At 43.3% G+C, this 16,160-nt stretch carries 11 protein-coding genes; 4 read left to right on the top strand and 7 right to left on the bottom strand.

Going from position 1 to position 16,160, the window contains the following annotated elements; all coding sequences use genetic code 11:
* A partial coding sequence (locus BLT94_RS00005; RefSeq protein ID WP_139168954.1) for a response regulator occupies positions 1-473 on the top strand: 473 nt, incomplete at its 5' end.
* On the opposite strand, the gene BLT94_RS00010 is transcribed toward BLT94_RS00005, so the two are convergent.
* Both BLT94_RS00010 and BLT94_RS00015 read right to left on the bottom strand, forming a co-directional pair.
* Complete coding sequence (locus tag BLT94_RS00010; RefSeq protein WP_092229278.1) at positions 411-3,515, bottom strand: efflux RND transporter permease subunit; 3,105 nt, start codon at positions 3,513-3,515, stop codon at positions 411-413. The two genes, BLT94_RS00005 and BLT94_RS00010, sit on opposite strands and share 63 nt — an antisense overlap.
* Positions 3,516-3,597: 82 nt before the next feature.
* Positions 3,598-4,662 (bottom strand): efflux RND transporter periplasmic adaptor subunit, encoded by a 1,065-nt coding sequence (locus BLT94_RS00015; protein ID WP_245742882.1) that lies wholly within the window; start codon positions 4,660-4,662, stop codon positions 3,598-3,600.
* Positions 4,663-4,868: 206 nt separating this feature from the next.
* On the opposite strand from BLT94_RS00015, the gene ispF reads away from it, so the two are divergent.
* The gene (gene ispF, locus BLT94_RS00020; protein ID WP_092229282.1) at positions 4,869-5,381 is read left to right on the top strand and encodes a 2-C-methyl-D-erythritol 2,4-cyclodiphosphate synthase; all 513 of its coding nucleotides are present in this window, start codon (positions 4,869-4,871) and stop codon (positions 5,379-5,381) included.
* Positions 5,382-5,503: 122 nt separating this feature from the next.
* Positions 5,504-6,952: a cysteine--tRNA ligase gene (cysS, locus tag BLT94_RS00025; protein ID WP_092229284.1), complete on the top strand. Its 1,449-nt coding sequence runs from the start codon at positions 5,504-5,506 to the stop codon at positions 6,950-6,952.
* 4 nt (positions 6,953-6,956) lie between these two features.
* Here the strand turns inward: cysS and BLT94_RS00030 are convergent, their stop codons facing one another.
* The 5 genes from BLT94_RS00030 to BLT94_RS00050 all read right to left on the bottom strand — a co-directional run bounded on the left by BLT94_RS00030 (position 6,957) and on the right by BLT94_RS00050 (position 13,912).
* A complete protein-coding gene (locus BLT94_RS00030; RefSeq protein ID WP_092229286.1) occupies positions 6,957-8,720 on the bottom strand; it encodes a glutamine--tRNA ligase/YqeY domain fusion protein in 1,764 nt (587 codons plus the stop codon).
* Between the two features lie 246 nt (positions 8,721-8,966).
* Positions 8,967-10,580, bottom strand: coding sequence for an ABC-F family ATP-binding cassette domain-containing protein (locus BLT94_RS00035; protein WP_092229288.1), 1,614 nt, complete (start codon positions 10,578-10,580; stop codon positions 8,967-8,969).
* 103 nt (positions 10,581-10,683) lie between these two features.
* Positions 10,684-12,450 carry an adenine deaminase C-terminal domain-containing protein gene (locus BLT94_RS00040; RefSeq protein ID WP_245742883.1) on the bottom strand — a complete coding sequence of 589 codons (1,767 nt, stop codon included), beginning with the start codon at positions 12,448-12,450 and terminating at the stop codon, positions 10,684-10,686.
* A 125-nt stretch (positions 12,451-12,575) separates the two neighbouring features.
* A complete protein-coding gene (locus BLT94_RS00045) occupies positions 12,576-13,529 on the bottom strand; it encodes an alpha/beta hydrolase family protein (RefSeq protein WP_092229290.1) in 954 nt (317 codons plus the stop codon).
* A 20-nt stretch (positions 13,530-13,549) separates the two neighbouring features.
* Positions 13,550-13,912 carry a CoA-binding protein gene (locus BLT94_RS00050; protein WP_092229291.1) on the bottom strand — a complete coding sequence of 121 codons (363 nt, stop codon included), beginning with the start codon at positions 13,910-13,912 and terminating at the stop codon, positions 13,550-13,552.
* Positions 13,913-14,164: 252 nt separating this feature from the next.
* On the opposite strand from BLT94_RS00050, the gene uvrB reads away from it, so the two are divergent.
* Positions 14,165-16,156 carry an excinuclease ABC subunit UvrB gene (uvrB, locus tag BLT94_RS00055; RefSeq protein WP_092229293.1) on the top strand — a complete coding sequence of 664 codons (1,992 nt, stop codon included), beginning with the start codon at positions 14,165-14,167 and terminating at the stop codon, positions 16,154-16,156.
* Positions 16,157-16,160 lie beyond the last annotated feature (4 nt).

Consider the following 16,160-nt stretch of genomic DNA (forward strand, 5'->3'; position numbering starts at 1 on the left):
TACACCGGGACAAGGCAATGGAAAAGATTCCTTCAAGGCCTTTCTTGATAAAAGGGACGGGCAGAATTCTTCTGGTTGATGATGAGGAAAATATTGTTATTTCAGGCCGGCAGATATTGATGAAAATGGGATATGAGGTAGTCGGAGTAACGGACAGCCTTGAAGCCCTTGAAGTTTTTAAAAAAGAACCCCATGCGTTTGATTTGGTTTTAACAGATGTAACAATGCCTAAAATGACCGGTATTGAGTTGTCAAAAGAGATCATAAAGATCAGGCAGGATATCCCCATTGTTCTGTGTACCGGTTTTAGTGAAGGATTAACATCCAGTATGGTTGAGAATATTGGTATTGTTGATACGGTAATGAAGCCAATGATTGCCGGTGAACTTGCCGATGTGATCCATAAGGCTTTAAATCGTTTTACTGGTTTCAAAACCAATAATAAAAACGAGCAGGGAAGGGATCACAAATAGGGTAAAGACCGTAGACAGTGCAAGACCACCCAGTAAAATTGATCCCAGGCCCCGATACAATTCACTGCCTGAACCTGTTGACAAAACCATTGGCAGCATGGCCAGAAGGCTGGTGGTGGCACTCATAAAAATGGGTCTGATCCTGGTTTTGACGGCATCTGCCACGGCATCTTTTCCCTCAAGTCCGTTATAGCGGACATTATTTAAAGATTGGTGGACAATGAGAATGGCATTGTTGACAACCGTACCGATTAAAATGATAAATCCCAGCATACTCAGAACATCAAACCCCTGGGGAGCAATAAAGGTGTTGACGGCCCAAAGCCCGACAAGACCGCCTGCCGCAGCCAGAGGAATGGTAAAAAGAATGATAAATGGATATAAAAAGTTTTCAAATAAGGCTGCCATCAAAAGATAGGTGATGATCAAAGCCAGAAGCAGGTTCCATTGAAGGGCCTTGCGGGTTTCCACAAGTTTGTCTGCATTGCCGCCCACAGACACATTAACGGTTTTCAGTATTCCTGTTTCTTTTACAGAAGGAATAATCTCATTTTCAATGAGTTCCATGGCGCTTTGCAGGGCCAGATCGGCAGGCGGTGTTACCTGGAGGGTAATGGTCCGGTTTCGTTCCAGGTGATTTATCTGTGGCATTCCCTCGCTGTATGATACTTGTGCCACATCCCTGACCCGGATCAGGTCTCCAAAGCTGTTGACAATGGTGCTGTTTAAAATATCCTCTGGTGAGGTGCCAAACGAATCCCTTCCTTTGAGTACCAGATCAACCTGTTTGATTCCCTCTGGACGGTATTCTTCGATTTTACGGCCATCCATTAGAATATCGACATAAACACCCAACTCTTCCGGTGTAAGGCCGTTGGCTGCAAGTTTTTCTTTGTTTGGGATGATTTGCACCTCGGGATAGCTGGCTTCAAGGGACGGAACCGGGCGGACCTGTGTGTTTTGCATTTTTGATTGTATGGTGCCGAACAGGGCATATGCCGCCTGGAGAATATCTTGAATGTTTTCTCCTGAAATATTGACATCCACGGTTCTGCCTTTTCCAATATCTGATTCAAAAATACCGGTTTGAATGCTGACGCCGAACACCCCGGGAATGGTACTCATTACCTTGGTAAAAAGAGGGATCAGTTCCCTTGCACGGGTTTCATGGGTGCTTATCGCGCCAAACAGCGTGATACGGTCAGCGCCCACAAAAAACATATGCTTAATCATGGGGAATCCGTCTTTGTCGTCTTCTTCAAAATACGGCTGGGTTTGCTTGTATATGTTTTTGCCCATGCTTTTGAGTTTTTCCACTGAATAACCAGGTGGCGGAATGAGAATATTCAAAATAAGATTTCTATTGCCCTGGGGCAGATATTCTGCACTGGGCAGAAGCCATGATGTCAGACCAATGGACAGGCTGGTAAACAAAATAATGGTTGCCAGCCGGGTAAAGGTATTTTTCATGCTCAGGTTGCTGAGTTTCATTATTATGCCGGATAGAAAAGGGCCGACAATGCTTTTTTGCAGTGGGTTTGTCTTGATGTCGTTTTTTTTTCTGTAAAACAGGTGAAACAGGGTCGGAATAACGGAAACGGAAACAATGAGACTCAGGAAAATAGAAGATGTAATGGCAATGGCGATGTCACGAAATAATTGCCCTGCCTCTTCCTGGATAAAGATGACCGGTAAAAATACGGCAACAGTTGTAGCTGTGGAAGCAAGAACCGCGCCCCATACTTCTTTTGTCCCTTCATATGCTGCGTCAAAAGCGCTTTTGCCGGTTTTGCGGTGCCGGTCTACATTTTCAAGCACCACAATGGAGTTGTCCACCAGCATGCCCACGGCAAATGATATTCCCGCCATGCTCACAACATTAAGGTTTCTTCCCAGCAGCCAGAGAAAGATAAAACAGCCTATAGCTGAAATGGGAATTGCAATGCCTGTGATCAGCGTTGTCCTGACACTTCTTAAAAACAGCAGAAGAACACCGATTGCCAAAAGACTTCCGATGACTATATTGCGTTTAACCAGGTCGGTTGCCGTATTAATGTAAGGACGTTGATCATATACTATTTCCAGGTTCAGGTTGCTGTCGGCAAGGATGGTGCTGTTCAGGTTTATAACAGCTTTTTCCACGGCATCTGTCATGCTTAAAACATTGGCCCCTTTTTCCTTTTTTACACCAACTACAATCACCTGCACTCCATTGGTCAAAACTGAAGCAGCTTCTTTTTTATACCCTTTTTCAACCTTTGCCACATCCCGCAGATAGACCCGTTTGATTCCGTCATCAAAAATAACCACATCAAGGGCATCTTCAGGAGTTTGAAACTGGTTTATGGTTCGGATGCGGTAATTTTTTTTGGACATGCCGAGAATGCCTGCGGAAATATTCTGGTTTGCATGGCGTATGGATGCGATGATCTGGTTTATGGACACATTATAGCGGGCCATTTTCTGGGCATCAATAATTACATCCAGAGTGGTGTCAGTGCCGCCAAATACCATAAGGGAGCCTACACCGTTAATACGTTCCAGGTGTTGCCGGACATTATCTTCAAAAAAGGTTCTGAATTGATTGATATGATTCTTGTTGTCAGGTGTTGTTGTCAGGGTCATCCAGATGATGGGCGAGCTGTCAGCCCCGGAAGATTCTATGATGGGTTCATTGACGTTTTCAGGATAATTGCCGACCTCGGCCATTTTATTGGATACTCTGAGCAGCGCGTCATCCAGGTCTGTACCGATTTTAAAGGACAGGGTGATTTCACCTAAGCCGTTGTAACTGGAACTTTCCATTTTGGTGAGTCCCTGCAGACCTTTCAGTACTTTTTCCTGTTTTTCAATGATTTCTTTTTCAATTTCATATGGCGTTGCACCATGCCAGGTCGTGTTCACGGTAATCAAAGGAGTTTCAACATCCGGTGTCAGCTGGACCGGAAGTCTTTGGAGTCCTATCAGTCCGAACATGACCGTCATGATGACGCCCACTGCCACGGTTACCGGTTTGTGGATAAAAAAACTGATGATATTCATTTGATCTTCTCCGGCAAGTTTGATTTTTTAAATAATTTCAGGTTATTTTGATTCAGATTGTTTCAACTCAGGCTGTTCTGATTTAATTGGTTCCGACAATGACAACAGACTGGCCCGGCCGAAGCCTTTCATTTCCCTCAACAATTATTGGCAGGCCATCTGTAAAATGTGCATTATCCGCGCCAACGCTGTTCCCCAGATAGGTCACTATGCTGACCGGCAGCATGGCTGCTTTTTTTTCCCTGATGGTATAAACAAAATCATTTCCCTGGAATTTTATTAATGCATCCCTGGGGATCATGGCCAGTTTTTGCGGGGTGCCGGTGGAAATAAACACCGTGGCCGACATGTTCTGGGCCACTTTTTCCAACATGGGAATGCGTATTTTCAAGAATACATTTTTGGTTTTTGGATCTGCTATGGGAATTAGATTATCAATGGTTCCGGTGAGTTCTTTGTTATAGGCATTGATGGTGACCGGTACTTTTTGACCCACAAAAACAAATTTTAACAAGGTTTCAGCTATTGGTACTTTGATAAAAAGATCATTGACCGACCCGATACTGATCAAAATTTTTCCCTGCTGAACCCAGTCACCTGAATCCACATTCTTTTCAAGAATAATGCCGTCAAACGGCGCATTAATAACGCTTTTTCTTTTTTGGATCAGCAGTTTTTCCAGGGTTTTTTGTGCGGCGTATTTTTTTAAAACAGCCTCTTGATAAACAAATTCGGCATCATCATAATCTTTTTCCCTGATCGTACTTTTTTTATACAAAGACGCCATTCGCTGATAATTTTTTTTTGAATGATTGATACTAAGCTCTGCCTGCTCAACTTGATTTTGATGGAGGACAATCTCTTTTTCAAGTATTTCAGTGTCCAGGTGAACCAAAGGGCTTGTTTTGGTAATCCTGTCACCTGTACTGACATCAATACGGGTGACCAGCCCTGAAACTTCTGAAGATACATGGCTTATACGTTCATAATAAAGTGTGCCGATAAAAGAACGGTTTTGGGCCACTTCTTGAAACATGATTTTTGAGATGACTACTTTCGCAGGGGGCGGCTCTTGAGCATAAACCATTGAAACATGGATAACTGCCATAATCAACAGGAGTTGTAAAACACGCATAGATCCTCTCATAAATCCTCTCATAGCTTAGGTTGAATAGAGTACGGTGAAAATTATATAGAACCTATTTTTTGCCGGATTAAAAGTCAAGGTTAAAAGTAAAGGTTAAAAAAAATGCCGGTGTGAGTTTTTGACTTTTCAAGTAAAAGTGACTATATTATGCTTCACTTTTTTGGGGGATGGGTAAATGATGAACAAAAAGGCTGATTTTTTTAAATATGGCAATACCCGGAATTAAAATAGGATCAGGATATGATGTTCACAGGCTTGTGCCGGACAGAAAGCTGATTATCGGCGGCGTGAATATGGATTTTCATTTGGGTCTTGAAGGTCATTCCGATGCGGATGTTTTGATTCATGCGGTGTGTGATGCTGTTCTGGGTGCCGCAGGTCTTGGCGATATAGGAGATCATTTTCCTGATACAGATCAAAAATACAAAGGGATTTCAAGTATGACCCTGCTTGAAATATGTTCTGCAAAGCTCAATAAGGCAGGATATGAAATATCCAATATGGATTGCATTGTGTTTGCACAGGTTCCCAGGATCAGTCCTTACAAGAAAAAAATGGAAGCAAACATTGCAAGGGTATTGAACATGGATTCAAACCTTGTAAATGTAAAGGCTACCACAACTGAAAAGTTGGGGTTTGTTGGAAAAGAGCAGGGCATTGCCGCCCAATGTACTTTATTGGCAATCAGTAAAACAAAATCAGTAAAACAAAAACAGTAAAATAACACAGTAAAACAAAAACAAAAAAAGTCATTTTCCGGAAAACTTAACAGGTTAAAATATAACTGGGGAAAACATAACAGACTAAATATAACAGGCTAAAATATAACGGGAAAATACAAATGAGTTTAAAAGTATACAATACATTACATGGCAGAAAAGAAGAATTTGTACCCTTGAATGAAGGCAAAGTAAAAATGTATGTATGCGGCCCCACCGTATATGATACAAGCCACATCGGCCATGCCCGTTCCGTTGTCGTGTTTGACACGATTCTCAGATGGCTTCAGGAACTTGAATATGAGGTCACTTATGTCAGGAATTTTACAGATGTGGATGATAAGATCATTAAAAAATCCAATGAGACAGGTGAAGCTTGTTCTGCCATTACAGAAAAATATATTGATGAATTCCACAATGAAATGGATGCTCTCAACGTATTAAGGCCCACTGTTGAACCCAAGGCCACCGAGCATATCCGGCATATTATTGATTTTATTCAGATGTTGATTGATAAAGGCAAAGCCTATCTGGTTGAGGGCGGAGACGTCTATTTTTCCATTGATTCTTTTAAGGAGTATGGAAAGCTTTCCGGCAGGAATCCCGATGACATGAGGGCAGGGGCCAGGATTGCCGTGGATGATAAAAAAAAGAGTCCTCTGGATTTTTCTTTGTGGAAACCGGCAAAGCCGGGAGAACCTTTCTGGGAAAGCCCCTGGGGCAAGGGACGTCCAGGTTGGCATATTGAGTGTTCTGCCATGAGTTATGAATATCTGGGAGAAGGGTTTGATATCCATGGGGGCGGCAAGGATTTGATTTTTCCCCACCATGAAAACGAACTGGCACAGAGCGAGGCGGTATTTGGCCGTCAATTTGTTAAATATTGGATTCACAACGGGTTTGTGGACATCAACAATGAAAAAATGTCAAAATCCCTGGGCAATTTCACCATGATTAAGGAAGTGCTGGACACCTATTCTCCCGAGGTTATCCGAATGTTTCTTTTGTCCAATCATTACAGAAGTCCCATTGATTACAGCGAAGATTCCATGCGGGAAGTTTCCATGGGTCTGGACAGAATTTATGCTTTTCTGGAGAGACTGGAAAATGCCGGTGTCAGCCTTTATGAGTCTCAACTTGACGGCTCCCGGAAAGGAGAGCTGTGGAATGATTTTTGTGCTGCCATGAATGATGATTTTAATTCAGCCAAGGCCATAGCCTGTGTGTTTGAAGCGGTTAAAAAAGGTAACAGGCTGCTGGATGATGCAAATGACAGTCCTGGCGCAGATCTTCTTGAAACCTTGAATCTTTTCTATAACGATATTCATGCCATTTCCAATATTCTGGGCATATTTTTACTGGACTCTAAATCCTATTTTAAGGCTAAAAAAGAAAAGGGTATGGCAGATATGGCCATTGATCCAGCTCAAATTGAAGCGTTTATTCAGGAGCGGGTGGATGCCCGTAAAAACAAGGATTTTGCAAGGGCGGATGAGATCAGGGACCATCTTCAAAGCATGAATGTTGTCCTTGAAGATGGCCCGCAGGGAACCACATGGCGATTTGAATAACGCTTTATTTTTTTTTCATCTTTGCCCAGGCATCCCTTAAAGTCACGGTCCTGTTAAACACGATCTGGCCGGTTGCGGCATCGTTTGAACCCGGATGTTCGGCGTCCGGGTTTTTATTATTCTGATTTTCAGAATCCGGATCTTTAGCGTCCATATCTTTAGAGTCCATACTTTTAGAATCAGGGCAAAAGTATCCCAGACGTTCAAACTGGTATACGGTTTCAGGGGTTGCCAGAGCAAGAATTTTTTCCAGTTTGCAGGATTCAAGTTCTTCCAGGGAATGGGGATTTAAGTTTTCAATAAAATCCTGTTTGTCCTGTTCCGGGTTTTCATCTTTGAACAGACGGTCATAGAGCCGTACCTTTGCCTCAATGCAGTCATTGGCATTTACCCAGTGAATGGTGCCTTTGACTTTTCTTCCGTCAGGGGCGTTTCCCCCTTTTGTTTGCGGATCATAGGTGCAGATCAATTCTATTACATTGCCTGCTTCGTCCTTTACAATATCCTTGCAGGTCACAAGATAGGCATATCGTAACCTCACTTCCCGGCCTGGACCCAGGCGGAAGAATTTTTTGGGCGGATTTTCCATGAAATCATCTTGTTCCACATATATGGTTTTGGAAAACGTTATGGTTCGTGTGCCCATTTCTTCTTTCTGGGGGTGGTTTTTGGCGACAAGCTCTTCTGTCAGGTCATCGGGATAATTTTCAATGGTGACTTTCAAAGGTCTTAATACACCCATGACTCTGGGGGCTTTTTCGTTCAGGTCGTCTCTCAGGCAGCTTTCCAAAAGCCCCATATCAATTCGGCTGTCTTTTTTGGAAATGCCGATAATATTGCAGAATTTCCTGATGGATTCAGGCGTATATCCTCTCCTTTTCATGCCTTCAAGAGTTGGAAGCCTTGGGTCATCCCATCCCTGGACATGGTTTTCTTCCACAAGCCGCTGAAGTTTGCGTTTGCTCAAAATGGTAAAGTTGATATTCATTCTTGCAAATTCAATCTGCCTGGGATGGCATGGGGTTTCAAGTTCATCTAATATCCAGTCATACAAGGGCCTGTGATCTTCAAATTCAAGACTGCACAAAGAGTGGGTAATGCCTTCCATGGCATCGGAAAGACAATGGGTAAAATCATACATGGGGTAGATGCACCACTGATCCCCTGTCCTGGGGTGGGAGGCTTTTTTTACCCTGTAAATGATTGGATCACGAAGATTGATGTTGGGCGAAGCCATATCTATTTTTGCCCGCAGGGTATGCTCACCCTCATCAAATTCACCGTTTTTCATCCGGGCAAACAGTCTTAAGTTCTCTTCAATTGATCTGTCCCTGTAAGGGCTGTTTTTACCTGGTTCTGTCAGGGTGCCTCGATATTCTCTGATTTCGTCTGCCTTAAGGCTGCACACATAGGCTTTGCCTTTTTTAATCAGCTGAACGGCAAAATCATGAAGCCTGTCAAAATAGTCGGATGCAAATAAAGGGGTTCCAAATTCAAATCCCAGCCAGCTGACGGTTGATTTGATGGAATCAATATAGACCTGTTTTTCTTTTGTCGGGTTGGAGTCATCAAATCTTAAATTACATTTGCCATTAAACTGACTGGCCATATTGAAATTCAGACAAATGGATTTTGCATGCCCGATATGAAGATATCCATTGGGTTCAGGAGGAAAACGGGTTAGTACTTGACCGTTATTTTTATTGTTTTTTATATCTTCTTTGATAATCGATTCGATAAAATGTGTTTTTTTGATTTCTTCTTCCATTATCTTGGTATCCTTAAGCTTTTGTGATTAAATAGGAGCTTTTTAATTATCACATATTTGATTTGTGAGGCAAACACTAATACCCTGTGCTAAATAATTTACAGAGGCTTGATCACAACATCGGCCATTGGCACATTAACATCAGCAACAAACACCTCATGCTTAAACAGGCAAGGTGTTTGTAAAATTGGTAATGCCGTATTCTTGAAAAATCGTTTGCTTGAGCTTGATCGGTTTTTTAGAATTTTAGATCATGGATTCCCTGATTTTTGAAACTTCAGCGCTTTTAATATACTCGTCAAAGGTCATTAGGCGATCAATGACCTCGCCTGGGGTTATTTCGATAATTCGGTTTGCCACGGAATTGACGAACTCGTGGTCGTGGGAGGTGAAAAGAATCACCTCCTGGAATTTGACCAGGCTGTCATTTAATGCCGTTATTGATTCCAGGTCAAGGTGGTTGGTGGGTTCATCCAGTATCAAGGCATTTGATTGGGAAAGCATCATCTTTGAGAGCATGCAGCGTACCTTTTCTCCACCAGAGAGCATGCTGATTTTTTTTAAGGCTTCTTCCCCGGAAAATAGCATGCGTCCCAGGAATGTCCGGGCAAAGCTTTCACCTTCTTTGGGTGGGGCAAACTGCAACAGCCAGTCGATAAGGCTCTGGTCGCCTTTGAAATAGGTGCTGTGTTCTTTGGGAAAATAAGACCGGGTGATGGTTACACCCCATTTGAACGTACCGCTGTCCGGTTCCATCTCTCCTGCCAGGATCTGGAAAAGAGTTGTCTTGGCCGGGCTGTTTTGGCCCACAAAGGCAATTTTATCACCGCCGTTCACTGTAAAACTTACGTTATTCAATACTTTTTCACCATCAATGGTTTTGGTGAGGTTCTCTACTTCCAGAATCACATTCCCGCATGACCGTTCCGGCTTAAAGCAAATAAAAGGGTATTTTCTTGACGACACCGGCATGTCTTCTAAAGTGAGTTTTTCTAAAAGTTTTTTCCTGGAGGTGGCTTGCTTTGATTTGGAGGCATTGGAACTGAATCGCTGGATAAAAGCTTTAAGTTCATTGGCCCGGTCAGTGACCTTCTTGTTTTCCGCCTGTTTCTGTCTCAGGTTCAGGCGGCTTGCCTGATACCAGAAGTCGTAATTTCCCACATAAACACAGATTTTACTAAAATCAATGTCTGCAATGTGGGTACACACCTGATTCATGAAATGACGGTCATGGGATACCACGATGACCGTGTTCTGGAAACGGTATAGAAAATCTTCAAGCCAGGCAATGGATTTGATGTCCAGGTTATTGGTGGGTTCATCCAGAAGCAGGATGTCCGGGTTCCCGAACAGGGCCTGGGCAAGAAGAACCCTTACTTTTTCCCCGCCTTCGAGTTCTTTCATCTTTTTTTCATGCAAATCTTCGCTGATTCCCAGGCTGTTTAAAAGAACTGCGGCTTCAGATTCTGCCTCATAGCCGTTCATCTCCCCGAATTCTATCTCAAGCTCACCGGACCGTATTCCGTCTGCTTCGGAAAAATCGGGTTTGGCATAAAGTTCATCTCTTTGTATCATGATTTTATACAGTTTTTCATATCCCATGATAACCGTGTTTAAAATCGTTTCTTCATCAAAGGCAAAGTGATCCTGTCGTAACACTGCGATCCTTTCCCCGGAACCAACTGAGACGGTTCCTGTGTCTGATTCAATATCACCTGAAAGAATTTTTAAGAATGTTGACTTTCCTGCACCATTGGCACCGATAAGTCCGTAACAATTGCCCGGTGCAAATTTTATATTGACATCTTTGAACAGAACTCTCTTGCCATAGGCGAGGGTGACGTTGGTTGTGCAAATCATTATTGGTTTATTTCCTTTTTATTAAACAAAAAACCACAGGAATTAATCCTGTGGTTTGAAAATTGGCTGTATTTTATCATTTTTTTGGATTAAAAGGAAATTTTTATTTGACAAAAAGCCCGATGGTTTTTCCATCTTTCAGGTTGACAAGGCCTTCCTCGCATATTTTTAAATAGGGAATGGCCGGGCTGGTCATTGTGATCAGGGATAATATGGGATCTTCAAAAACAACTCCCAGCTCTTTGGCAGCCTGGTTTACCTGTTTTGTGCGCCCGGCAATCTGTTCAATGGAAAGATCCGACATAATGCCCATGATGGGCATGGGAAGCTCGGCCAGCACGCGGCCATTTGAACAGACAACAACTCCGCCCTGCAATTGACCGATCCTGTTCACCGCCAGGGCCATATCTGCTTCATCGGCTCCCATAACCGTGATATCCCGGGTATCCCAGGATGCACTGGCGGCAATGGCACCCTGTTTCATTCCCACACCGGAAACCAGGCCGGTAAAGCATTGGTTTGACTTTTTTACCCGGTCCACTGCCGCAATCTTAATAATATCCTTTTCAATATCCACTTGTATCTGGTTATTCTTCACGGGCATGGACAGAATCTGTTCCTTGGTCACAAGCTGGGTTATCTTTTCAATGATTCTCACATCTGCCTTTTTGGTTCCCGTTGGTGCCTGTATCTGAAAATCATTTTGTGAAAATGTTTTTTTCAGGTTCACACTGTTCAGACTTTTGGGGGAATAGTTATGGACTCTTGGTAAAATTTCGCATTCCCCGTTCCTGGCAATGACTTGTCCATTGCTGATTACCCAGGCAGGTTTAATCGTCCTGATATCCGGAATAATGCACAGATCAGCAAACCGTCCAGGTGCAATGCCTCCGACCATATGATCAATCCCGAAATGTTCTGCTACGTTCAAGGTCACCATCCTGACCGCATCCACCGGGTCAAAGCCTAACTTAATGGCTTTCTGGAGTACATATTCCAGAGTCCCGTTTTTCATCAAAAATTCGGGTGACACACTGTCGGTGACCAGGATCAACCGACGAAGGTCGATTCCCAGGTCTTTTATCGTGGAAATCGCTTCAAGATCTTCTCGAACACCGCCTTCCCGTGCCATGACATAGATCCCCATTCTCAACCGTTCCAGGGCCTGCTCCATGGTAATGGGTTCATGGCAGGATGATACCCCCGCCCCCACATAGGCGGCAAGTTTTTCACCCCTGGCTCCTGCGGAATGGCCTTCCACGGTTTTTCCCATAGCCAGTGTCATGTTCATTAGCGGCAGGATGCGTTCCGGATACTGGAGCATGGATTGCCAGTACACCTCGCCCAGGCCCAGCACGTCCTCCCTTTTTAAAAGCTTTTCCAGCTCATCTTCAGGAATCTCGTTGGTGGCTTTGCTGATTGACACCATCACGGGAGCCGTGTTGAAAACCTTGACCGGCTGGTCCTGGTAAGATTCAATGAAATCTATTACGCCGTCAATCCCTGCAACCGGATAGGCCTCTGTGGTTTCCGTCACCATGCAGGTGGTTCCTCCGGCAATGGCATAGGGTAAAAACTGGGTTGGTGAAAAATAATTGGCCAGATGGGTATGTCCGTCAATCAACCCTGGAATAACTGTCATCCCTTTTGCATCAATCACCAGGGTATCCGGCCCTGTTTGTGCATCTGCATCCTGGCTGATACAGGCAATCCATTTTTCCTTGACGCAAATGGAATGGTCATCCATTATTTCGCCTGTATAGACATTTAAAATTTTGCAGTTTAAAATTACCAGATCCGCTTTTTGAATCCCGGCAGCAACATCCATCAGCGTTTGTTTGTTTTGATTGAAAAACATATTTTTTTTCATGGGATTTATCCTCCAGTCTTTTTTTTGTACGCTCCCTGCCGGTCTTTCCTTTTTTACATCTGTTTTTTTTGTTCGGTATATTCCGGTAAAGTTTGCACAGGACATATTTATTTTGTTTGCAATGGTCATTTCCATTGCCATGCATCTTTTTTTTTCAGCACTGAATTTGGGCCATCACCATGAAGCCATGCGTCTGCAGAAACATTTTCGCCCAGCCAGGTGTCCCAAAAAGCCGTACTCAGAGCAACTATAGCCTGATTATAATGCAGATTTGTTGCTTTTGTGTTTTTTGATAAAGAACGAATGCTAAAATCCGAGTGTTTAGCCTCGTAAAGCACAAGTTCGTATTTGCCCCCGGGCGGCAATGCCGGGAACACTGCCAGACGCGATTTCATGTCAACAGTACCAATGGGAGCAATATCTTTTGTGCCGGTTATCAGCATCCACGGTATCTTTACATTGCCGAACATTTGTGTGGTGTCCTCTCCATGGGGAGTGCTGGGGCTGAAGATGATAGCGGCTTTTATTCGTGAATCGGTAAAAGACGCATTACCTAAGCTTGTTGTTTGTCCGCTTAATGCCTGTGTGGTCATGGCACCAAATGAATGTCCTGACATGCCGATCCGGTCAAGATCCATGCGTTCGTATAAAGCATGTCCTTTGGTGGTATTCCATTTTTCGAGCTGATCCAGCACCACGGGAATATCCTTTAACCGCAGCATGAAGTTCCGGGGGCTGGCTGCCCCTTTCATAGCTGTTATCCGTTCATCCGGTGGTTTACCCTTCCATACGGAATCATCGCTTCCCGGATGCTGGATAAATATGGCCATGTAGCCATTTGCAGCCCAGTGTTGACCCAGGTAAGCATTGTCTTTGCGTGATCCTCCCAAACCATGGCAGAACATCACTACAGGTGCAGGTGAAGATTGTGCCGGAAGATAGACAAGAACCGGAACAGCGCGATATCTTATTGGGTCATGTACAACAAGTTCAATTCTTTCTGGGTTTTGTTGATGAAAAATCATTGCAGGGTCATAGGCATTGATTTGTTCCTGAACAGGTACTTGGAATGAAATCATGGAAAAAAGCTGTTCTGTCCTTAATACTGATTGGTTTTCAGCAGCACAAGGGTGCAGGCTTCAACTACATCAATGCCGGCCTGTTTAAATTGATCATATACGTTTTTGTTTTCCGTGCCGGGATTAAAAATTATTCGTTTGGGGGCTAATTTAATGATGTCCTTGATGATGGATTTTTGTCGTGCCGGGCCAAGGTACAGGGTAACAGTATCTATTTTTTCAGGAATATCTTCAAGAGCCTGATACACTTTTTTGCCTTCTATCTCTTTGTGTTTTGGTGCAACCGGTATGGGAGTATGTTTATATTCAGTCAACATTCGGATTGCTTTGTTTGAATATCTGTCCTGGTTTGGACTTGCACCAACAACTGCAACATTTTCCATGTCAAAGTTCCTTGTTTCGGGTTATATTTTTATTGCAGATATCATCATTACACATTGTTTGAGGAGTTTCAACTTGATAAAATGAAAATTTGGTCTTAACTTGAAGGAAAAAGAATGCTTATGATTGAATTTTGTCTGATTAACAGCCAAGGCATATTGAGCTGCCACAATAAAAAACGAAAGAATTTTAATTCCAAGCGGTTATAAGTTCTTTTATGTTAAGATTTTGTTTGAGGTGATACAAATAATATTATGGGGTTATTTAATTTAGTTTCAGATTTTTCTCCCACAGGCGATCAGCCGGGTGCCATTGAATATCTTTCAAAGGGTGTTTTGAATAATGAAAAACATCAGGTATTGTTAGGGGTGACCGGTTCCGGCAAGACATTTACCATGGCAAATATTATCGCAAGTGTTGAAAAACCAAGCCTGATTATCGCCCCCAACAAAACCCTGGCAGCCCAGTTGTATAATGAATTTAATGGGCTTTTTCCGGATAATTGTGTGGAATATTTTGTTTCCTATTATGACTATTATCAGCCGGAAGCTTATCTTCCTTCCAGCGATACCTATATTCAGAAGGATTCATCCATCAATGAGGTTATAGACAAAATGCGGCATTCTGCCACACGATCGGTGCTTGCCAGAAAAGACGTGATTGTGGTGGCCAGCGTATCCTGCATTTACGGCCTTGGAGCGCCCGAGGATTACCTGGCTTTAAGGATTACACTGGATGTTGATCAGGAAATTTCACGGGAAAAGGTATTGGAGGAATTTGTTAATATCCAGTATACCCGCAATGATACCGATTTTCATCGCGGGGTGTTCAGGGTCAGGGGAGACAGGGTTGAAATTTTTCCCGCTTATGAAGAAGAAAAAGCCGTGCGGATTGATTTTTTCGGGGATACGATTGAAGGCATTTGTGAAATTGATCCCTTAAAGGGGGATGTACTCAAGCGTTTTGACCAGATGGTTATTTATCCGGCCTCCCATTATGTCACCAAGCAGCAGACGCGTCAAAGGGCCATGAAAGGCATTGTTGAAGAGTTGAAAATGAGGCTTGAATATTTTTACAGCAACAACAAGCTTGTGGAAGCCCAGCGCCTTGATGAAAGAACCCGGTATGACCTGGAAATGCTCAATGAAATAGGCTATTGCAACGGGATTGAAAATTATTCCAGGCACCTGACCGGGCGTAAACCAGGAGAACCGCCGCCAACACTTCTGGATTATATGGATGATGACTTTCTGCTTTTCTTTGATGAAAGCCATATTTCTGTTTCACAGTTAGGTGCCATGTACAAGGCGGATAGGTCAAGAAAAACAACCCTTGTGGAACACGGATTTCGCCTGCCGTCAGCCATAGACAACCGTCCACTTAAATTTGAAGAATTCAGACAAAAAAGCCCCCAGGTGATTTATGTGTCTGCCACACCTGCAGACTATGAGATGGAAAAGGCAATGGGAATGGTGGCAGAACAGATTGTAAGGCCAACCGGACTGCTTGACCCTGAGGTTGAGATTAGGGATGCCGAAACTCAGGTGGATGATCTTTATGAAGAGATCATGAAACGGGTTGAAGCAGGAGAACGGGTTCTTGTAACCACTTTGACCAAGAGAATGGCGGAAGATCTGACCGATTATTATGCCGATCTGGGGATAAAGGTAAAGTATCTTCATTCAGACATCGCCACAATGGAACGAATTGATATCATACAGGATCTTCGCAGAGGATTGTTTGATGTGCTTATAGGAATCAATCTTCTCAGAGAAGGGCTTGATATCCCGGAAGTCACACTTGTGGCCATACTTGATGCGGACAAAGAAGGCTTTTTAAGGTCTTACAGGTCCTTTATCCAGATTTTCGGGCGGGCTGCAAGAAATGTTTACGGAAGGGTTATCATGTATGCCCAAAAAAAGACCGCGTCCATGAACAAAGCCATTTCAGAGACCCGGCGGCGGCAAAAAATTCAAAAAGCATATAACGAAAAGCACCATATTGTGCCCACAACCATCAAAAAACAACTAAATTCAGCTGATTATTCTGCCAGGGCCAGGGTGACTGTTCTTGAAGGGTCTGTAAACGAAGACATTAAAGCATATGAGGCAGGAGAATTGAATCTGGAGGATATTGTCAAAGATCTGGAATATAAAATGAAACTGGCGGCTGAAAACCTTGAGTTTGAAAAAGCTGCAGAGTACAGGGATAAAATCAAGGAATTGATGGAGATACAGCAATTTTAAACTC

This window comes from Desulfobacula phenolica (assembly GCF_900105645.1).
GTDB lineage: Bacteria > Desulfobacterota > Desulfobacteria > Desulfobacterales > Desulfobacteraceae > Desulfobacula > Desulfobacula toluolica.